The following is a 19,993-nucleotide window of genomic DNA, read 5'->3' as shown; positions in this document are numbered from 1 at the left end:
GTGGAAGCCAAGAAAAAGATTTCACTGGCTCTTCAATTCGAGTGGAAGCCAAGAAAAAAATCTCACTGGCTTAGACCGTACCCGGTAACTGGCGGGTCGATGCGACGAGAGCCGACAGCTCCGCTTCGGTGGCTGGGCCGGCCAACGAGGCGCACACTGCACCGGTGCGATCGGCCAGCACGGCCAACGGAACGGCGTCCACTGTGTAGCGGCGGTGCAGATCGCCGTGGCGGCGGAACTCCACCTCCTGCACCGCCAGAGCGTCATCGGCCAGGCTCTCGGCCGCCTTCATCACCGCGGCACAGGTGGAGCAGGTCTTGGAGGTGAACACGGCCAGCAGCCACTCGGTGTTGGGCTGGGCGAAGTCCCATCGCTCCAGCCGGGCGGGGACCGAGTAGGTCGGCGCCGTCGGAGTGGAGGGTCGATAGCGCCGGTAGAGCCAGGCCACGGCCAGGGCTCCAGCGATTACCCCCAGGGCAATCAGGGTGCGGGCCACGTCTCCGGGGGGTCAGGCTCCTCCAGGTTGGCCGCAGAGGCAACGGTGGTCGTTGCGGTGCCCCGCGTGCCCCCCGTGCTTCGGGCGCCCAAAGCAGCCCCGATCACATCGCGGGGATCGCCGGTGGGGCCGTCGGCGCCAACCTCCACGAGACGGCCAACCTCTGCCCCGGAGATGGTCTCGTGCTCCAGCAGAGCCCGGGCCACCAGGTCGAGGCCATTGCGATGCTCGGAGAGGATATCGCGGCACCGGTTCTCCTGAGTTCGCAAGATCTCAGCCACTTCTTCGTCGATCACCCGGGCGGTCTCGTCGCTGTACTCCCGGTTGGTCATCATCTCATCGCCCAAGAACACCTGTCCCGCGCTTCGCCAGGCCATCGGCCCGATGCGTTCGCTCATGCCCCACTCCCGCACCATGCGCCGGGCGAATTCGGTGGCGCCGGCCAAATCGTCGGCCGCGCCGCTGGACGACACCCCGAACACCAGTTCCTCGGCGATCCGCCCGCCCATGCGCATGACCAGCATGTCGTCCAGGTAGTCGCGCCGCAGGGTGTGGCGGTCTTCTTCGGGAAGGGTCATGGTCACCCCCAGGGCCATGCCTCGGGGAATGATGGTCACCTTGTGCAGCGGATCGGCGTGGGGCAGCACCGCGGCGCACACCGCATGGCCGGCCTCGTGATAGGCGGTGATCTGCCGCTCCTCCTCGGACATGACCATCGACTCCCGCCTCTGGCCCATCAGCACCCGGTCGCGGGCATTCTCGAAGTGGATCATGCGTATCTGATCGGACTCGCCGCGCACCGCGAACAGCGCGGCCTCGTTCACCAGGTTGGCGAGGTCGGCCCCGCTCATGCCCGGTGATCCCCGGGCGATCAGCGGGAGGTCCACATCGGCGGCGATCTTCTTGGACCGAACATGGACATTGAGGATTTGCAGCCGGTCGTCGGCCTCGGGCAGCGGGACCACCACCTGGCGGTCGAACCGTCCGGGCCGCAGCAAGGCGGGGTCCAAGATGTCGGGCCGGTTGGTGGCCGCCATCATGACGATGCCCTCGGTGGCCTCGAATCCGTCCATCTCGGCCAGCATCTGGTTGAGGGTCTGCTCCCGCTCATCGTGGCCGCCGCCTAGCCCGGCGCCCCGCTTGCGGCCGATGGAGTCGATCTCGTCGATGAAGATGATCGCCCGGCCCATCTTGCGGGCCGACTGGAACAGGTCTCGCACTCGGCTGGCCCCCACTCCGACGAACATCTCCATGAAATCCGATCCGGTGACCGACAGGAACGGGACTCCGGCCTCGCCGGCCACCGCCCGGGCGATGAGCGTCTTGCCGGTGCCCGGCGGGCCCACCAGCAGTACCCCCTTGGGGATGCGGGCGCCGATCTGGGCGAACTTCTCGGGAAGCTTGAGGAAGTCGACTACCTCGACGATCTCCTTTTTGACCCCCTCATAGCCGGCCACGTCCTCGAAGGTGGTTCCGGGCCGCTCGGTGGTGTAGGTCTTGGCCTTGGACCGGCCGATGGACATGATCCCGCTCATCTGTCCCTGCGCCCGGCGCTGGAACCACCAGAAGATCAAGAAGATCAGCGCCACCGGAATCAAAAGCGGCAGGATGCTGGCCCAGATGCTGCTGCGGGGGGTATGGAACTCGAAAGTGGGGATGTTGGTTCGCAAATCTGCTTCGACCTGCTCGCTCAGCGGGACCGGCCCGGTGGTATGGAATTTGGAGCCGTCCGCCATCGCTCCTTTGATCTCTCCAGTGTTGTTGTTGTACTCTGCTTCTTCGATCTGGCCGGATTCGGCCGAGTCGACGAATGCCTTGTCGACGAATGCCTTGAAGGAGATCTCCTCGCCCTTGTCGTCGCTGCGGAACACGTTGGAGAACAGCAGGGCGGCCAAAAGGCCGAGCACGATGAACCACACCCACCGCGGCATGCGGCCCTGCGGGGACTGCTGACCCGGTCCCCCCTCGGGGTCGCGCCGCTCGGGAGGCGGGGGCGGCGGGGGCGGCGGGGAGGCCATTGGGCAATTCTACGGGGGCTCAATGGCAATGCCACCATTACGCTGCTGGCCGGTGGCGGCTGACGTTCAGAGCAAGGCGCGGGAGATCCGGTGGGGACTGCCCGATGTGTTCATTGGATTGGCGGTCTCCTGGGCGGCGGCAGTGGTGGTCTTGGTTGCCGTGGTGGCGGCGTCCGGGCTGGAGGCCGGCGGAGCGACGGGGACGGGTTCGTATGTGGGGCGCTACGGGCTACTCGACGCCCTCGAAGAGCGGCGCATTGATCCTGCGCTGCCGCTGTGGACCCTGCCGGTGGGGCAGATCGGGTTGTGGGCTGGGCTGGGGCTGACCGCGGCGGTGTCGGCCGCGCTTCGGGGCAACGGCCTGCGCCGGGACTTCGGCTGGTCGATGCGGGTGTCGGATGTCCCCCTGGGGCTGGCAGTGGGCGTATTCGCCCAAATCGTCGTGGTGTTCCTCATATATGCGCCGTTCCAGCAGTTCTTCGATTTCGATGTGAGCGAGGCCGCCCGTCAGATCACCGATCGGGCCGCTTCCCCCGGCGACATCGCCCTGGTAATGCTGGGGGTGGTGGTGGGGGCGCCCGTCTTCGAGGAGCTGTTCTTCCGAGGGCTCACCCTGCGGGCGTTCGAGCGGAAATGGGGCGCGTGGGCCGGGGTTCTGGTGTCGTCGGCGATTTTCGGGGCGGTACACCTCCAACCGCTCCAGTTTCCCGCGTTGATGGCCTTCGGGATCATCGCCGCCCTGCTGGTCAGGCGCTACCAGCGGCTGGGACCGGCCATCTGGGCCCATGTCGGCTTCAACCTGATCGCGGTGATCAACCTCATCTGGCTGGCTTGAGGGGCGCTGCTGCGTGCTTTGCGCCTACCTTGAGGCTGTGAGCAAGCCGGGCGTGCTGCACGGGACGGTGCAGGCCTACGCGTGGGGGTCGCGAGAGGCCCTGCCGCGAATCATGGGTGTGGCGCCCACCGGCGAGCCCCAAGCCGAACTGTGGCTGGGCGCCCATCCCCGGGGTCCGTCGGTGCTGCGGCGCGGCGGCGCAGACCGGTGCCTCGACGAGGTGATCGCCGCCGACCCGGTGGGCGAATTGGGTGCGGAAACAGCCCGGTTATTCCGCGGCGAGCTGCCCTTTCTCCTCAAGATCTTGGCCGTGGAACTGCCGCTTTCGCTCCAGGTCCACCCCAGCCGTCAGCAGGCCCGGGCAGGGTTCGACGCCGAGGATGAGCGGGGTGTCCCCATCGACGCCGGCCATCGGTCTTATCGCGACCGCAACCACAAACCAGAGTTGATCTGCGCGCTGGAGCCGTTCACCGCATTCTGCGGGTTCCGTCCGCCGAGCACCGCGGCGGAGCTGTTCGAATCACTGGAGATCCCCGATCTGGCGCCGGCGATGGGCTTCTTGCGCAAGGGCCAGGTCAAACGGGCGCTTCAGTGGCTGCTGGAGCGGTCCCCGTCGGCCGGTGCGGAGATCGCCGAGAAAGTGGTGGAAGCCTGCGCCAAGCCGGGCCCGTTTCCCAACGAGCGGCGGTGGGCGGTGCGGATTGGCCGTCAGCATCCCGGCGACGCCGGAGTGGCCATCGCCCTGATGCTGAACCTGGTTGAGCTGAGCCCGGGACAAGCCCTGTTCTTGGGGGCCGGCAATCTGCACGTGTACTTGCACGGGGTGGCGATGGAGATCATGGCCAACAGCGACAACGTGCTGAGGGGCGGGCTCACCGTCAAACATGTGGATGTCCCGGCCCTGTTGGATGTGGTGGACTGCACTGCCGGCGAAGTGCCGGTGTCGGCGCCCGACGGTCCGTTCTTCGCATTTCGGCCCCCGGTACCCGATTTCTGCCTCACCCGCATCGAGGTGGCCGACTCGGTGCGATTGCATCCCACAGGGCCGGAGATCGTGCTGTGCGCATCGGGCAGGGTCAGCGCGGCCGGCTTCGAGATCACCGGCGGCCAGGCGGTCTGGCTGCCCGCGGGGGTCGGCGAGTACCGGATCTTTGGAGCTGGACTGGTGTTTCGAGCCCAAACCAACCTATCGGGATAGCACCGCGGGGCCGTCTATCGGTAAGACTGTGACCATGGCGCTGGATCCCCGACTGCTCGAGATCTTGGCCTGCCCCGAGGACAAGGGCCCGCTGCTGTATTTTCCCGACGAGGACGCGCTGTACAACCCCCGCCTGCACCGCCGTTACCTGGTGGAGGACGACATCCCCAACATGCTCATCGACGAGGCCGACGCGGTGGAGGAGGCGGAGCACGAGCGCTTGATGGCCAGGGCTGAGTCTGAGGCCATTGCCTTCACGTTTGCCACATGAGCGATTGGCGCACCGCGGGCAGCCCAGCGGCCATCGAGGATCGGCGCCGCTGATGAGCGAGCGGGTGGACACGCTGGGCATGTGGTCGGCGGTCAACCAACTGCCCGAGCAGATGTTGGACGCGCTCGACCGGACCAAGGATCTGCCCGGTCTGCCCGACCGCACAGAGATCGCCAATGTGCTGGTCCTGGGCATGGGGCCGGGGGGGTTCGCCGGCGACCTGCTGGCGGTAACCGCAGGGCCGTTCATGCCTTTGCCCATCGTGGTGGTGAAGAGCTATCAGCCCCCTTCGTATGTGGATGAGCAGACCCTGGTCTTCGCCCTCTCCGCCAGCGGCGACACGCCGGAGATTGTTCAAGCCGCGGCACTGGCCGCCGAGGCCGGGGGCCGCATGGTGGTGGTGACCGGCGGTGGCCAACTGGCCGAGATGGCTGCTGTTTGGGACGCCCCGCTGGTCAATGTGGATCCCAGGCTGAACCTGCCTCGAGCCGGGCTGAGCGCGCTCACCGTTGCCCCTATGGCCATCCTCGAGCAGATGGGGCTGTTCCCCGGCGCCTCCCAATGGGTGCGCTTTGCCGTGGACCAGATACGCAGGCGCCGGGACGCGGCCAGAGCGCCGGCCGCCTTCCTGGCCCGCCGCCTCGCCGGCACGGTGCCGCTGATATACGGCGGTGGAGGGCTCGGCTCGGTGGCCGCCCGTCACTGGAAGAACATGATCAACACCAGTGCCAAGGCCCCGGCATTCAACGCCGGGGTGCCCGACCTTCTCCACAACGAGATCGCCGGGTGGGGCCAGCACGGCGATCTGACCCGGCAGATATTCGCCATGGTGGTGCTGCGCCACGATCTCGAGCACCCCGAGGTGATGCGGGGCTTCGACGTCATGATCGACCTGATGGACGAAGTGGTGGGAGCAGTCCATACCGTGGAGGCGGCCGGAGAGGGTCCGGTGGCCCAGATCTTCGACCTCATGTACCAGGGGTCGGTCATCGCTTTGGAGATGGCCGCCTCGGTGGGCCTCGATCCCGGCCCGGTGCCGGCCGTCGTGGCCGCTCGACAGGCCCTGGCCGGTCGCACCCGATGACGGCTTCGGCGGCGGTGTTCCTTAGATTCGAACGGGAGATCCCGCAAGGAAGCCAAGACAGCAAGGTTTTTGCGGCGGTATTCCTTGGAACCGAGCGGGAGATCCCGCAAGGAAGCCAAGACAGCAAGGGAGGGTCGCGGTGACCCTGGAGCACGATTTCAAAGTGGCCGACCTGGCCTTGGCTGAGGCCGGCCGCAAGGAGATCCGCCTCGCCGAGCACGAGATGCCCGGCCTGATGGCCCTGAGAGCCCGGCACTTCGACGACCAGTCCCTGGCCGGGGCCCGCATCACCGGCTCGCTCCACATGACGGTGCAGACCGCGGTGCTCATCGAGACGCTGACCGCCCTGGGGGCCCAGGTGCGCTGGGCATCGTGCAACATCTTCTCCACCCAGGATCCCGCCGCCGCAGCAGTGGCCGTCGGCCCCGGCGGCACGCCCGATGAACCCCAAGGGGTTCCGGTCTATGCCTGGAAGGGCGAGACCTTAGAGGAGTACTGGTGGTGTACCGAGAAGGTGCTGCGCTGGCCCGACGGCAGAGGGCCCAATCTCATATTGGACGATGGCGGTGACGCCACCCTGCTGGTTCACATGGGGGCCGATGCCGAGGCGGAGGGCAACGCCGGCGATCCCGATGAGGCCGATTCCGAGGATTTGGCCGAGATACGCCGTCTGCTGGGCCGCACCCTGGCCGAAGATGCCGGGCTGTGGACCGCCATCGCCGCCGGCGTTCGGGGAGTGTCGGAGGAGACCACCACCGGCGTCCACCGGCTCTACCGGATGCAGGCCGACGGCGCCCTGCGCTTCCCGGCCATCGACGTCAACAATTCGGTGACCAAGCAGAAGTTCGACAACCTCTACGGCTGCCGGCATTCGCTGATAGACGGCATAAACCGGGGAACCGACATGATGATCGGCGGCAAGGTGGCCGTGGTGTGCGGCTACGGCGATGTGGGCAAAGGCTGTGCCCAATCACTCCGGGGCCAGGGTGCCCGGGTGGTGGTCACCGAGGTGGACCCCATCTGTGCCCTGCAAGCGGCCATGGAGGGCTTCGAGGTAAAGCGGCTCGAGGATGTGCTGGAGACCGCCGATCTGTTCGTCACCGCCACCGGCTGCCGCGACGTGATCGGCGCCGAGCACTTGGGGCGGATGAAGCACCAGGCCGTGGTGGGCAACATCGGCCACTTCGACAATGAGATCGACATGGCCGGGCTCAACGCGCTGTCCGATGTTCAGCGGATCAACATCAAGCCCCAGGTAGACGAGTACGTCTTCCCCGACGGCCACTCGGTGATCATCCTGTCGGAGGGGCGCCTGCTCAATTTGGGCAACGCCACCGGCCATCCCAGCTTTGTGATGTCGTGCAGCTTCACCAACCAGGTACTGGCCCAGATAGAGCTGCACGCCAACGCCGAGGCCTACGGCACCGATGTGGCCACGCTGCCCAAAGAGCTGGATGAGATGGTGGCCCGGCTGCACCTCGACGCCCTCGGCGTGCGCCTCACCACGCTCACCCCCGCCCAGGCCGACTACATGGGGGTGTCGGCCGAGGGGCCGTTCAAGGCCGACCACTACCGGTACTGAACGCGCTGGTTGGAGTGATGCCGTCGCCGCTGATTGAAGATTCCCCCATTCCGCCCACCATCGAGTGGATGGGCGACCACATCCGGCTCGTCGACCAGCGGAGGCTGCCCGACGAACTGATGCTGGTCGATGTGTACAGCGTCGAGCAGCTATGCGAGCTCATCTTCGAGCTGGCCATCCGGGGCGCGCCCGCGCTGGGAGCGGCCGGGGCCATGGGGGTGGCGCTGGCCTCGGTGCAGGGCCGGGAGATGGCCGAAGCGGCTTCGCTGCTGAAGGCCACCCGTCCCACCGCGGTGAACCTGGCCTGGGGGGTGGACCTGGCGCGGGCCGCCGCCGACCCGGTGGCCGCGGCGGTGCAGATCGCGGTGGACGACGTGGCGGTGAACCAGGCGATCGGGACCCACGGCACTTCGGTGGTGCCCGACGGCGCCCGAATTCTGACCCACTGCAACACCGGATCGCTGGCCTGCGTGGGGTGGGGGACCGCGCTGGGCGTGATCCGGTCGGCCCACGAGGCCGGGAGGCAGCCGTCGGTGTGGGTGGACGAGACCCGCCCGGTGCTACAGGGCGCCCGGCTCACCGCATGGGAGCTGCAACAGCTCGGCATCCCCGCCACCCTGGTGGTGGACTCCATGGCCGGCTCGCTCATGGCTGCCGGCGAGGTTGACCTGGCCATCGTGGGCGCCGATCGCATCGCGGCCAACGGGGACGTGGCCAACAAGATCGGCACCTACCCGCTGGCGGTGCTTTCCCGGTACCACGATGTGCCCTTCTATGTGGCCGCCCCCACCTCCACCATCGACCCGGCCACTCCATCGGGATCGGAGATTGTCGTAGAGCAGCGCCCCGGCACCGAGGTGGTCGAGGTGGGCGGGGTCCGGCTCGCTCCTGAGGGCACGGCCGCCCAAAACTGGGCCTTCGACATCACCCCCGCCGAACTCGTCACCGGCTACATCACCGAACAGGGCATAAGCACGAGCATTGGATGACGGGGGGCTGACCTGGAGCGCAGCTGTTGTGCGCATGGCCGTGGCTCAGATTGGAATGATGTTGATCCTGCGCCGGCTGGCGGCTACGAGGACGATCAGGTCCTCGGGATCAGAGGTGATGATCTCGTCACCGTGATCGGCCATGGCCACCAATGCGGCGTCGATGGCGTCCGACTCGCCGCAGCGGGCGAGCAATACTCCGGCTCGTCGCCCCAACTCCGCATCGAGGGGAACTGCCTCCACCGATTGCAAGGCTCGAGCAAGCCGGGTTTGGCCTCCGGTTCCCCCTCGCCACACCTGGGCGACAACACCGCCGTGGGTCTTTAGCGGGATCGCTGACTGTCGGGCGCCTTTGAACCGCCGTTCCATCAGCTGATCGCCCTTCTCCAGGGCGATGAACGCCCCCGCATCGAAGATGGCGCTCATTCGGCTTGCTGAACTTGGAGCCGTTGCCACTCGGCCACTCTTCTCTCGCCCTCCAGCCTCAAGGCCACCGACGCGTCTCGGTCTCGCTGTCTCTGCTCGGCGATCTCTTCGTCGGTGATGGGGCCATGCTCGGCTTCGAATTCAGCGATCAGCTCATCCATTGCAGCCAGGCGGGCGTCTTTGGCCAACTGTTCGGTCATAGCCTGTCCGGTCCACTCGCTTAACGACCGGCAGACGCCAGCTTGGACGGCTGCCTGAGCACGACGGAGAAGGTCGACTTCCACTGAGATAGTGACGCGTTGCTTTGGCATATAATCATCATACTGAAGTAGTACGATTATGCCAGACCCGGTTTTCTCCGGTCCACCAGCGGGCACTCGGGGCCAATTTGTCACTGGCCGTCTCTAGGGTATGGCCATGTTGTTGATGCGGGTTTGCGCTGGATGCGGAGGGCCGGGGCCGTCGCCGTGCGGGCGGTGCAGGGCTGGTATGCGGGCGGTGGGGGAGATGGCACCGCCGGAGCCGCTGACCGGGCTGTGGGCGGCCTTCGCCTACGTCGGTGCGGGTCGGGAGTTGCTGGCCCGGCTCAAGTACCACAATCAGCGGTCGAGCGTGAGGTGGCTGGCATCGGCGATGGCCGCAGCTCTGCCTCCCGGACTGCCTGCTGTTGCACTGACCTGGGCGCCGACGTCACCCCAGCGCCGTCGCCGTCGGGGATTCGATCAAGCTGAGCTATTGGCTCGGGCCCTCGGACGAGAGGTTGGCCTGCCCGTTGTCTCCCTGCTGAAGAGGGTTGACGCCGCGGGCCAGACCGGCCGGAGCCGCCGCCAGCGGTCGTGCGCGCCGGAGTTCTCGTACCGGCGCCCGCCTCCGGCTTCTGTGTTGCTGGTAGACGACGTGATAACCACCGGGGCCACTCTTCAAGCCGCGGCCACGACCCTCATCAGGGCGGGTTCCGAGCGGGTCTGCGCCGTGGTGGCCGGCACCACGCCGCTGCCCTCCCCACAACAGCCGCCCGGTGCGGTTAACATGAGAACTCACAACTCAACCCCAGCCGAAAGGGAGCCGCAATGGACGTGACCATCAGCAGCAGCGGGATTCAGGTGTCGCAACGACTGGGGGAGGCCACCCGAACCAAGGTGGGCAAACTGAGCCGCTACCTGGCGGGCATCGATCACGCCACGGTCCGGTTCAGCGAGGAGAAGAACCCCCGCATCGCCGAGCCCGGTATCTGCGAGGTCACCCTGGAGGGTCACGGCTATCACATCCGCAGCCGGGTCAACGGGCCGACGCCGTTCGCCGCCCTCGACAGGGCCATCGCCAAGCTGGAGCGCCAGCTCCGCCGGACCAAGACCCGCCGGACGGATCGCCAGCACCACGCCCGGGAGCGCCGGGCCAGCTGAGCCCGGCGCGGGGGCGCAGCAGGGGCCATCTCCGCTGCCTAGATGGATAGGGGGTGGCGGTAGAGTGGGGCCGGCATGAGTGTGTTCAAGAAGATCCTGAACACCGGTGAGGGCAAGAAGCTCAAGGCACTCGAAGAACTGGTGCCCGACATCAACGCGCTCGAACCGGATACCAAGGCGCTGTCGGATGATGCGCTGCGGGCCCGCACCGGGGAGTTCCGCCAGCGCCTGGAGAACGGCGAGGATCTTCACGACCTGCTCATCGAGGCTTTCGCGGTGGTGCGGGAGGCGGCCTGGCGGGTTATCGGCCAGCGCCATTACGACGTTCAGTTGATGGGGGGCGCGGCCCTGCATTTCGGCTGGGTGGCCGAGATGCGCACGGGCGAGGGCAAGACCCTGGTGTCAACCCTTCCGGTGTACTTGAACGGCCTGGCGGCCAAGGGCGTACACGTGGTCACGGTGAACGACTACCTGGCCGCCCGCGACGCCGACTGGATGGGGGCGATCCACCGGTGGCTGGGCCTCACCGTCGGGCTGGTGGTTCCCGGGGAGCGGGGCTCCGAGTTCAAGCGCGAGCAGTACGGCTGCGACGTCACCTACGGAACCAACAACGAGATGGGCTTCGACTACCTCAGGGACAACATGGCCATGTCGGCCGACCGACGAGTCCAGCGAGGCCACAGCTACTGCATCGTCGACGAGATCGACTCCATCTTGATCGACGAGGCCCGAACGCCCCTCATCATCAGCGGGCGCCTGGCCGACGCGGCCAAGATGTACTACAAGTTCGCCAGCGTGGTGCGGGGGCTGCGCCGCGATGTCCACTACGACGTGGACGAGGAGAAGCGCATCGTGGCCCCCACCGAGGATGGAGTCCACGCCGTGGAGCGGGCCCTGGGGGTGGAGAACCTCTACGACTCGGTCAGCGCCAACCTGGTCCACCAGTTCCAGGCCGCGCTGCGGGCCAAGGAGCTGTACCACCGCGACAAGGACTACATCGTGCAGCGGGGCGAGGTGAAGATCGTCGACGAGTTCACCGGGCGGATCCTGGACGGGCGCCGTTGGTCGGAGGGCCTGCACCAGGCGGTGGAGGCCAAAGAGGGGGTGAAGATCAAAGAGGAGAACCAGACCCTGGCCACCATCACCCTCCAGAACTACTTCCGGCTGTACGACAAGCTGGCCGGCATGACCGGTACCGCGGTGAGCGAGGCCAACGAGCTGTTCGGCACCTACGGCCTGCACGTGGTGCCGATTCCCACCAACCTGCCGGTGGTCCGGGCCGACCAGGGCGACCTCATTTACAAGAGCGAGATCGGCAAGTTCAATGCCCTGGTAGACGACCTGGTGGAGCGCTATGGGCGGGGCCAGCCGGTGCTGGTGGGCACCGGCTCGGTGGAGAACTCCGAAAAGCTGGCCGATGTGCTGAACAAGCGGGGCATCTCCCACGAGGTGCTCAACGCCAAGCAGCATTCCCGGGAGGCCGAGATCGTGGCCCAGGCCGGTCGGCTGCATGCCATAACCGTGGCCACCAACATGGCCGGACGAGGGGTGGACATTGTGCTGGGAGGCAACCCCGAGGCCCTGGCCCGCCGGGACGCGGCCGCCGAGGGGCTCGACCCCGCCAGCGCAGAGGGCCAGACCAGGACAGCCGAGCTGCTCGAGAAGTATGAGGCTGAATGCGGGGCCGAGGGCGAGAAGGTCAGGGAGTTGGGCGGCCTCTACGTGCTGGGCACCGAGCGCCACGACAGCCGCCGCATCGACAACCAGCTCCGAGGCCGCTCCGGGCGCCAGGGCGACCCCGGCGAGAGCCGGTTCTACCTGTCGCTGGAAGACGACCTGATGCGGATCTTCGCCACCGGGGCCATGAACTGGGTCATGGACAGGGCCCTGCCCGATGACGTGCCCATCGAGGCCAAGATGGTCACCAAGGCCATCGAGCGGGCCCAGGGCACTGTGGAGCAGAAGAACGCCGAGGCCCGCAAGAACGTGCTCAAGTACGACGAGGTGCTCAACGAGCAGCGCAAGGTCATCTACAAGCGCCGGGCCCAGATCCTGTCGGGCGACGACCTGCGCGCCGACGCCCTGGTGTATCTGGGCGAGGCGGTCGAAGCGGTGATTGCCGGGCACTGCACGTCGGAGGACCCCACTGATTGGGACTTGGAGCAGTTGGAGACGGAGATCCGAGTGCTGTGGCCCACCGGGATGGGGGCCGGCGAGCTGGGTGCAGCCGCCTCCACCGATGATCTCTACGACCTGCTGGTGGGAGAGGCGGTGGCCCATTTCGAGCAGCGGGAGGAACAGGTCGGCCCCGAGGCCATGCGGGAGGTGGAGCGCCAGATCATGCTGCGCATCATCGACCAGCGCTGGCGAGAGCACCTCTATGAGATGGACTACCTGAAAGAGGGCATAAACCTTCGGGCCCTCGGCCAGAAGGACCCCCTCACCGAGTGGCAGCGGGAGGGGTTCGAGATGTTCGGCCAGATGATGGCCGGGGTGGCCCGGGATTTCGTCACCTACATCATGCACGTGGAGATCAACGTGGAGGCCCCGGCACGCGCCGATGACGCCGGCACCAGCAACATCACCGAGTCGGGTCCGGACGACCCGTCCAACCGACCCTCACTGGCCCGCGCTTCGGAGGCCCCTCGGGCGGTGGAGGAGTCGGCGCCCGCCTCGAAGGCGCCGGTGGTGAAGTCGGAATTCGACAAGACCCCCCGCAACGCCCCCTGTCCCTGCGGTTCTGGCCGCAAATTCAAGCAGTGCCACGGGCGCTGACTGCTCGATCTTTGGAAGGCCCGTGCCCGACTTCACCGGCGACCTCGCCCTGCTCCGGTCCAAACTCGACGAAGCCCGGCGCTACCTGCACATCGACGACCTGATCGCCCGCCGCCCCGACCTGGAGAAGGCCGCGTCCGCCCCCGGCCTGTGGGACGACCCCGACCGGGCCAAAACAGTGACCAGGGAGCTGGCCGAGCTGGCCGAGGACGTGGAGCTGTTCGCCGGGCTGGAAGCCTTGTTGGAAGACGCCGACACGCTGCAAGAGCTGGCCGTGGAGGAAGGAGACGAGTCGCTGGCCCCGGAGATCTCCCAGATGCTGGACTCCCTGGCCGCCAAAGTGGACGACTTGGAGCTGCGGTCGCTGCTGGGCGGCGAGCACGACCACTCCGATGCGGTGTGCGAGATCCACAGCGGCGCAGGGGGCACCGACGCCCAGGACTGGGCCGAGATGCTGCTGGGGATGTACCAGGGGTGGGCTGAGCGCCGCGGCTTCGATTTCAAGGTGGACTCCGTGTCTGAGGGGCAGGGGGCGGGCATCTCCTCAGCCGACTTCACCATCTCGGGGCGCAACGCCTACGGCCTGTTGCAGTCGGAGCGGGGAGTACACCGGCTGGTGCGCATCTCCCCGTTCGACTCCGACGCCCGACGGCATACCGCGTTCGCGCAATTCCGGGTGGTGCCGTTCTTTGCCGAGGTGTCCAACGAAGTGGAGATCGACGACAAAGACCTGCGGATCGACACCTTCCGATCTTCGGGAGCAGGCGGCCAGCACGTTAATGTGACCGACTCGGCCGTGCGGATCACCCATTTACCGACCGGCGTAGTGGTGTCGTGCCAAAACGAACGCAGCCAGCACCAGAACAAAGACCGAGCCATGCAGATCCTGGCCGCCCGTCTGGCCGACCTAAAGCGGGCCGAGCGGGAAGCCGAGATCGCAGGTCTAGCCGGCGACTACCAGAAAGCCGAGTGGGGCAGCCAGATCCGGTCATACGTTCTGCACCCGTATCAACAGGTCAAAGACGACCGCACAGCGGTTTCGATCGGCAACGTGGAGGGTGTGCTGGCCGGAGATCTCGACGCGCTGATCGAGGCCTATCTGCGCTGGAGGCGGATGTCGTGAGCATTGCCGGCATCAAAAGGAGAAGAGAGCGTATGCCATCGCGGGCCGGTGATAGCGTGGGTTGGGCTCGGGGGACCGCCGCCCCGGGATCCGCGCCGATCCCGCAGTTCGGAGTTCGCATCGCATGATCAGAATGGAGAACGTCACCAAGGTTTACAAGGGCGAGGTTCTCGCTCTTCAGAACGCCACCTGCGAGGTGCAGCGGGGGGAGTTCATCTTCTTGGTGGGCCCGTCGGGGTCGGGCAAGTCCACGTTCATGCGCCTGCTGAACAAGGAGGAGAGGCCCGATCGTGGCCGGGTCTTCGTGGCCGGTCGGGACATCGGCGAGCTGCCGAGCTGGAAGGTGCCCTTCCTGCGGCGCAACATCGGCTGTGTCTTCCAGGACTTCAAGCTGCTGTCGAACAAGACCGTCGTCCAGAATGTGGCCTTCGCCCTAGAGGTGATCGGTCGCCCCCGCAGCGTGATCAAGTCCAAAGTGCCGGCCATCTTGGAGCTGGTGGGGCTGTCCAAGAAGATGCACAACTATCCCGACGAGCTGTCGGGCGGGGAGCAGCAGCGGGTGTCTATCGCCCGGGCCTTCGTGAACCGGCCGCTGCTCTTGTTGGCCGATGAGCCCACCGGCAACCTCGACCCCAATACCTCCCTGGGCATCATGACGCTGCTGGACCGCATCAACCGCACCGGTACCACGGTGGTCATGGCCACCCACGACCGGAGCATCGTCGACAAGATGCGCCGCCGGGTTGTGGAGTTGGACCGCGGCCAGATTGTCCGGGACCAGTCCCGGGGCGTGTACGAATAGCCGATGGGCTGGAGGGACCCCGGCGGCGGGGGCCGACCGCGGGGCGGGGGCCGATGAGCCTCCGATTCGACTATGTCCTGCGGGAGACGGCCGGCAATTTCCGCCGAAACATCACCCTCACGCTGGCCACCATCATCACCGTCACGATTTCGCTGACCCTTCTGGGCGCCGCACTGCTGTTCGGCGACGCGGCCGACAATGCCACGGTCCGCTGGAAGGACGGGGTGGAGTTCATCGTGTTCATGGAGCCCGATATCAGCCCCGAGCTGGAGTCCGATGTCCGTCGGCAGCTCGAGGACTCCCCCGAGGTCAGCGGGTTCACCTACATCGACAAAGACGAGGCTTACGCCGAGGTGCAGGATCTGCTGGGCGACTCTCCCGAACTGGTGGACGTCATCACCCCCGAGCGGTTGCCGGCATCGTTTCGGGTCAAGCCGACCGACACCCTCCCGGAGCGGGTGGACGAGCTGGCCGCCGCATTCCGCGCCCAGCCCGGGGTGGCCAAGGTGGTTACCGCCAGCGAGACCATACGGGCCATCGAGGATCTGTCCAACGGGCTGCGCCAGAGGGTGATCATAATCGCCATCGTTTTGCTGGTGGCGGCCGCGGTGCTGATCTTGAACACCATCCGAATGGCGCTGTTCTCCCGCCGGAGGGACATCGAGGTGATGAAGCTGGTGGGGGCCACCAACTGGTTCATCCGGGTGCCGTTCATGTTCGAAGGCCTTATCCAGGGGCTGATCGGGGGGGTGATCGCCATTCCGCTGATCTGGTTGACCAACAACTTCTTCAAAGTGATCCACGATGATGTCTCGCTGGAGCTGCTGAGGGGCTTCACCGTCGATCCTTCCCGGGTGTGGTCGCTGGGCTTCCAGATGGTGGGGCTGGGGGCGATCGTGGGCACGGTGGGCTCAGGCATCGCGGTAAGCCGTTTCCTGGACATCTGATCGGTCGGGACAGGGCCCGCCGTTTCCTGGACATCTGACAGGCCGGGATACCGCCCGCATCGGTGAAGGCGGCGGTCGGGGCGTAGTAAGTTCAGCGATGGCGGTCTCGGCTGCGGTGGCCGACGGCCGGGCGAAAGGAGCAGAATATGGCTCAGCAGGTTCGAGCCGTAGTCGCCAAGGCCAAGGGCGACCCGGTCAGCATCGAGGCGGTCGAGGTGCCCGACCCCGGGCCTGGGGAAGCGCTCGTGGCCGTCCGGGCCTGCGGCGTCTGCCACACCGACCTGCACTATCGGGAGGGGGCCATCAACGACGAGTTCCCGTTCCTTCTGGGCCATGAGGCCGCGGGCGTGGTGGAGTCGGTGGGGGAGGGCGTGACCAATGTGGGCCCCGGCGACTTCGTGATCCTCAATTGGCGGGCGGTGTGCGGCAACTGCCGGTCGTGTCTTCGGGGCCGTCCGTGGTACTGCTTCGCCACCCACAACGCCGCCCAGAAGATGACGCTGGACGGCCAGGAGCTGTCGCCGGCCCTGGGCATCGGCGCCTTTGCCGAGAAGACGCTGGTCGCTGCGGGCCAGGCCACCAAGGTCGATCCCGAAGCCCGCCCCGAGGTGGCCGGCCTTATCGGCTGCGGGGTGATGGCCGGGCTGGGCGCGGCCATGAACACCGGCGGGGTCGGCCGGGGCGATTCGGTGGCGGTGTTCGGTTGCGGCGGCGTCGGCGACGCGGCCATTGAGGGGTCGCGGCTGGCCGGGGCACACACCATCATCGGAGTCGACATCGACGACACCAAGTTGGAATGGGCCCGGGAGTTCGGCGCCACCCATACGGTCAATTCCGCCCGGGAGGATCCGGTGGAGCGGATCCGGGAGTTGACCGGCGGGCACGGGGTGGACGTGGCCATCGAGGCCATCGGCCTGCCCCAAACCTACGAGCAGGCCTTCTACGCCCGCGATCTGGCCGGGGTGGTGGTGCTGGTGGGAGTGCCCAATCCGGAGATGCGCATCGAGCTGCCGATGATCGAAGTGTTCGGCCGGGGCGGCGTCCTCAAGTCCTCGTGGTACGGCGACTGCCTGCCGTCTCGGGACTTCCCCATGCTGATCGACCTCCATCTCCAGGGACGGCTGAATCTTGAGCGGTTTGTCTCGGAGACCATCGCACTAGAGGACGTGGAGGAGGCGTTCCACCGGATGGAGCGGGGGGAGGTGCTCCGATCGGTGGTGGTGATCTGAGGCCCCACAAGCGGGGTATCTTGTGGGGCAGTTGACGTTTCTGGGCGGCATAGGTACCCTGTGGTGTTGCGGGTGGGGCTTATGGGGCCTGTGTTTTCTGATCAGACCATTGATCTGCGCTTCTTGGAGAACCTGACATGCCCGACATGAATCCTACGACGATAGCGACTTCGATCATCGTCCTACTGCTGCTGGCCCTGCCGTTCGCGGCCGCTCGGCTGCCGCGTTCTCGCCGGTTCTGGTCGCGTGACATCGAGCATTCGGGCCCCGGTCCGGGTTTCACCTATGCCCTGGTCCCCCCGGGCGGCTATCCCGATGAGGGCAACGGCGACCAGAAGGGCTCATGGCAGTGGTGCCTGGCCTTCATCCCCGAGGAGACCTCCGACGGCGGATCGCAGATGCCTCCTTGGTGGGCCCCGGCGCCGCCGTGGGACGCGGCTGCCGACCGCGGCGGGGATTTCACCCACGATGCCGACGCCCTGCGGGCCGTGTTCGAGAAGACCAGCGCCTACCCAGCGGCGAGGTCATCCCAGGGGTAGGGCGCTCTCCGCCCCGGACGGGGGGCGGATGGAGCATCATTGGACATGGCTGGGGCGGCTGAGGATCGGCACAGGCAGCGGCGGTTGGCCATGGTGCGCCGCCAGATCGAGGGACGGGGAGTGCGCGACCCCCGGGTCTTGGAGGCAATGAGGTCGGTTCCCCGCCATCGGTTCGTGGCCCGAAAGCTGGCCGGCGACGCCTACAAGGACCACCCGCTGCCCATCGCCGCGGGCCAAACCATCTCGCAGCCCTACATCGTGGCCCTCATGGCCGAGGCCGCCGCCATCGGCCCACAAGACCGGGTGCTGGAGGTGGGAACCGGCTCGGGCTACGGGGCCGCCGTGCTGGCCGTGCTGGCCGACTCGGTGGTCTCGGTGGAGCGCCACCGCAAACTGGCCGACTCTGCGGCCAGGGTGCTGGGCGATCTGGGATACGACAACGCCGCCGTGGTGTGCGCCGACGGGTCGCAGGGGTATCGGGAGGAAGCGCCCTTTGATGCGGTAGTGGTCACTGCGGCGGCCTCCGGCATCCCGCCGCGGCTGGTGGAGCAGTTGGCCGACGGTGGACGTTTGGTCATCCCCGTCGGACCGCTGGCCTTCTCCCAGAACCTCACCCTCGTTCGCCGAATGGGGAACCAGACCACCTCCAAGAAGTTCTGCCCGGTGAGGTTCGTCCCCCTCATCGAAGAGTCCTGAGCAGGCGCCCGAGCCCTCCCACCCCAGCGGCCGGCTCTCCGCAGTCCTAGAAGAAGGCCGGGGCGCAGCGGGTAACGTGATCAGGTGCTGAGGTTGAGTGGCGGGGTTTACTCGGAGGTCATCGCCCATGCGCTTTCGGGGCTGCCCCATGAGGCGTGCGGGCTGTTGGCTGCTCCGAGTGGGACAGAGCAGGCAGACCGGTTCTTTCCGGTGCGAAACGCAGCGGAGTCAAGCCAGATCTACCGGCTCGACGATGCCGAGTATCTCCAGGCAGAGCGCGCTGCCGATGCCGAGGGGCTGGCGTTGGTGGCGGTTATGCACTCCCACACCCACACCACTGCCTATCCGTCGCCCACCGATGTGCGCGATGCCTCGGCGTTCGACCCGTTCGGCGCTCTGCTCTATGTGATCGTGTCGTTGAAGGATCCCGAGCCCGCGCTGCGCTGCTACCGCATCCTCGACGGCGAGATAACCGAGGAGCCGGTGGCGGTCGAGGGGTAATCTGAAGCCTGTGGCGGCGCACAAATCGGTTGTAGAGCTCATTGGGAACACCCCGATGGTCGACGTCACCGGGCTATCGCCGAACCCCTCGGTGGCCATCCACGTCAAGCTGGAGGGGGTCAATCCGGCCGGATCGGTGAAAGACCGGGTGGCCCGCCAGATGATCCTCGAGGCCGAGGCCGACGGAACGCTGGAACCGGGCCGCACCATCATCGAGCCGTCGTCGGGCAACACCGGGATAGCCCTGGCCATGATCGCCCGCCTCCGGGGATACCCCATCAAGATCGTCATGCCCGAGAACGTCTCGGCCGAGCGCCGCCAGCTCCTCGAGGTGTTCGGCGCCGAGATCATCTGGTCGCCGGGGGCCGAAGGGTCGAACGGCGCCGTCCGGATGGCCCAGACACTGTCCGACAAGAACCCGGAGTGGGCATTCCTCTACCAGTACGGCAACGAGGCCAACCCCCGGGCCCACTACAACACCACCGGTCCCGAGATTTACGCCGACTGCCCCGAGGTGACCCACTTCGTGTCCGGCCTCGGCACCAGCGGAACCCTCATGGGGGTGGGGGCCTACCTCAAGGAGCGAAAGCCGTCGGTGCAAGTGCTGGCGGTGGAGCCTCCAGCGGGGGAGATGGTGGACGGCCTGCGCAGCCTCGAGGACGGGTTCATCCCCCCCGTGTATGAGAAGTGGGGCGGCGATCAGCTCTTGGACGGGAAGCGCATCGTGCGACCCAAGGAGTCGATCGAGTGGACTCGGCGGCTTTCTGAGGAAGCGGGAATCTTTGCCGGTATTTCCACTGGGGCGGCGCTGGCCGGAGCTGCTCGGGTGGCCGACCGGGTCGGCGAGGGCACAGTTGTGGTGGTGTCGGCCGACGGTGGTTGGAAGTACCTCTCCACCGGGGCGTGGACCGACCCAATCGAACAGGTGGTGGCCCGTGCGGAGTCGATCATCTACTTTTGATCCCAGTGCAAAAATATCTGTTTTCAGGCAGGTTTTCTTTTCCACGATGTGCTATAGGCCATTAGCACTGCTATATTTGTACTACCCAAACCACACCACCATGCTGGAGCGCAGCTCC

The 19,993-nt window shown here is 66.7% G+C and carries 21 protein-coding genes; 17 read left to right on the top strand and 4 right to left on the bottom strand.

Annotated elements, in window-relative coordinates:
* Positions 1 to 70 precede the first annotated feature (70 nt).
* Both ACOGXA_RS05830 and ftsH read right to left on the bottom strand, forming a co-directional pair.
* Positions 71 to 496, bottom strand: a complete 426-nt coding sequence (locus tag ACOGXA_RS05830; RefSeq protein WP_419926333.1) for a hypothetical protein — start codon at positions 494 to 496, stop codon at positions 71 to 73.
* Positions 481 to 2,514: an ATP-dependent zinc metalloprotease FtsH gene (gene ftsH / locus ACOGXA_RS05825; protein WP_419926332.1), complete on the bottom strand. Its 2,034-nt coding sequence runs from the start codon at positions 2,512 to 2,514 to the stop codon at positions 481 to 483. The genes ACOGXA_RS05830 and ftsH overlap by 16 nt, the downstream gene beginning before the upstream one ends.
* Before the next feature lie 52 nt (positions 2,515 to 2,566).
* On the opposite strand from ftsH, the gene ACOGXA_RS05820 reads away from it, so the two are divergent.
* From ACOGXA_RS05820 to mtnA, 6 genes are all read left to right on the top strand, one after another.
* Positions 2,567 to 3,349, top strand: coding sequence for a CPBP family intramembrane glutamic endopeptidase (locus ACOGXA_RS05820; RefSeq protein ID WP_419926331.1), 783 nt, complete (start codon positions 2,567 to 2,569; stop codon positions 3,347 to 3,349).
* A gap of 37 nt (positions 3,350 to 3,386) precedes the next feature.
* On the top strand, positions 3,387 to 4,547 hold the full coding sequence (gene manA / locus ACOGXA_RS05815) for a mannose-6-phosphate isomerase, class I (protein WP_419926330.1): 1,161 nt from the start codon (positions 3,387 to 3,389) through the stop codon (positions 4,545 to 4,547).
* A 34-nt stretch (positions 4,548 to 4,581) separates the two neighbouring features.
* Entirely contained in the window at positions 4,582 to 4,818 is a 237-nt protein-coding gene (locus tag ACOGXA_RS05810; RefSeq protein ID WP_419926329.1) for a Trm112 family protein, read from the top strand.
* A gap of 52 nt (positions 4,819 to 4,870) precedes the next feature.
* Positions 4,871 to 5,902 carry an SIS domain-containing protein gene (locus ACOGXA_RS05805; RefSeq protein ID WP_419926328.1) on the top strand — a complete coding sequence of 344 codons (1,032 nt, stop codon included), beginning with the start codon at positions 4,871 to 4,873 and terminating at the stop codon, positions 5,900 to 5,902.
* 145 nt (positions 5,903 to 6,047) lie between these two features.
* Positions 6,048 to 7,484 carry an adenosylhomocysteinase gene (ahcY, locus tag ACOGXA_RS05800; protein ID WP_419927050.1) on the top strand — a complete coding sequence of 479 codons (1,437 nt, stop codon included), beginning with the start codon at positions 6,048 to 6,050 and terminating at the stop codon, positions 7,482 to 7,484.
* A gap of 68 nt (positions 7,485 to 7,552) precedes the next feature.
* On the top strand, positions 7,553 to 8,473 hold the full coding sequence (mtnA, locus tag ACOGXA_RS05795) for an S-methyl-5-thioribose-1-phosphate isomerase (RefSeq protein ID WP_419926327.1): 921 nt from the start codon (positions 7,553 to 7,555) through the stop codon (positions 8,471 to 8,473).
* A gap of 45 nt (positions 8,474 to 8,518) precedes the next feature.
* On the opposite strand, the gene ACOGXA_RS05790 is transcribed toward mtnA, so the two are convergent.
* Positions 8,519 to 8,899 (bottom strand): PIN domain nuclease, encoded by a 381-nt coding sequence (locus ACOGXA_RS05790; protein ID WP_419926326.1) that lies wholly within the window; start codon positions 8,897 to 8,899, stop codon positions 8,519 to 8,521.
* Positions 8,896 to 9,099, bottom strand: a complete 204-nt coding sequence (locus tag ACOGXA_RS05785) for a hypothetical protein (protein WP_419926325.1) — start codon at positions 9,097 to 9,099, stop codon at positions 8,896 to 8,898. The genes ACOGXA_RS05790 and ACOGXA_RS05785 overlap by 4 nt, the downstream gene beginning before the upstream one ends.
* A gap of 217 nt (positions 9,100 to 9,316) precedes the next feature.
* Between ACOGXA_RS05785 and ACOGXA_RS05780 the strand changes: the two genes are divergently transcribed.
* From ACOGXA_RS05780 to ACOGXA_RS05730, 11 genes are all read left to right on the top strand, one after another.
* Positions 9,317 to 9,979: a ComF family protein gene (locus tag ACOGXA_RS05780; RefSeq protein ID WP_419926324.1), complete on the top strand. Its 663-nt coding sequence runs from the start codon at positions 9,317 to 9,319 to the stop codon at positions 9,977 to 9,979.
* Positions 9,970 to 10,302: a ribosome hibernation-promoting factor, HPF/YfiA family gene (gene hpf, locus ACOGXA_RS05775; RefSeq protein WP_419926323.1), complete on the top strand. Its 333-nt coding sequence runs from the start codon at positions 9,970 to 9,972 to the stop codon at positions 10,300 to 10,302. Before ACOGXA_RS05780 ends, hpf begins: the two co-directional genes overlap by 10 nt.
* A 75-nt stretch (positions 10,303 to 10,377) precedes the next feature.
* Positions 10,378 to 13,077, top strand: a complete 2,700-nt coding sequence (gene secA, locus ACOGXA_RS05770; RefSeq protein WP_419926322.1) for a preprotein translocase subunit SecA — start codon at positions 10,378 to 10,380, stop codon at positions 13,075 to 13,077.
* A gap of 22 nt (positions 13,078 to 13,099) precedes the next feature.
* Positions 13,100 to 14,200 (top strand): peptide chain release factor 2, encoded by a 1,101-nt coding sequence (gene prfB, locus ACOGXA_RS05765; RefSeq protein WP_419926321.1) that lies wholly within the window; start codon positions 13,100 to 13,102, stop codon positions 14,198 to 14,200.
* Positions 14,201 to 14,324: 124 nt separating this feature from the next.
* A complete protein-coding gene (gene ftsE / locus ACOGXA_RS05760; RefSeq protein ID WP_419926320.1) occupies positions 14,325 to 15,002 on the top strand; it encodes a cell division ATP-binding protein FtsE in 678 nt (225 codons plus the stop codon).
* Positions 15,003 to 15,055: 53 nt separating this feature from the next.
* Complete coding sequence (locus ACOGXA_RS05755) at positions 15,056 to 15,949, top strand: cell division protein FtsX (protein ID WP_419926319.1); 894 nt, start codon at positions 15,056 to 15,058, stop codon at positions 15,947 to 15,949.
* 146 nt (positions 15,950 to 16,095) lie between these two features.
* Positions 16,096 to 17,178: an S-(hydroxymethyl)mycothiol dehydrogenase gene (locus ACOGXA_RS05750; protein ID WP_419926318.1), complete on the top strand. Its 1,083-nt coding sequence runs from the start codon at positions 16,096 to 16,098 to the stop codon at positions 17,176 to 17,178.
* Positions 17,179 to 17,324: 146 nt separating this feature from the next.
* Positions 17,325 to 17,717 carry a hypothetical protein gene (locus ACOGXA_RS05745; protein WP_419926317.1) on the top strand — a complete coding sequence of 131 codons (393 nt, stop codon included), beginning with the start codon at positions 17,325 to 17,327 and terminating at the stop codon, positions 17,715 to 17,717.
* Between the two features lie 45 nt (positions 17,718 to 17,762).
* Entirely contained in the window at positions 17,763 to 18,413 is a 651-nt protein-coding gene (locus tag ACOGXA_RS05740; RefSeq protein ID WP_419926316.1) for a protein-L-isoaspartate(D-aspartate) O-methyltransferase, read from the top strand.
* An 84-nt stretch (positions 18,414 to 18,497) separates the two neighbouring features.
* The gene (locus ACOGXA_RS05735) at positions 18,498 to 18,914 is read left to right on the top strand and encodes a Mov34/MPN/PAD-1 family protein (protein ID WP_419926315.1); all 417 of its coding nucleotides are present in this window, start codon (positions 18,498 to 18,500) and stop codon (positions 18,912 to 18,914) included.
* Between the two features lie 10 nt (positions 18,915 to 18,924).
* Positions 18,925 to 19,875 (top strand): PLP-dependent cysteine synthase family protein, encoded by a 951-nt coding sequence (locus tag ACOGXA_RS05730; RefSeq protein ID WP_419926314.1) that lies wholly within the window; start codon positions 18,925 to 18,927, stop codon positions 19,873 to 19,875.
* Positions 19,876 to 19,993: the final 118 nt, after the last annotated feature.

Origin of the sequence: Candidatus Poriferisocius sp. (assembly GCF_965208475.1) — a bacterium.
Taxonomy (GTDB): Bacteria; Actinomycetota; Acidimicrobiia; order Acidimicrobiales; family Bin134; genus Poriferisocius.
The sequence above is the reverse complement of the archived record's forward strand: the minus strand, read 5'-3'. Positions and strand labels throughout refer to the sequence as shown.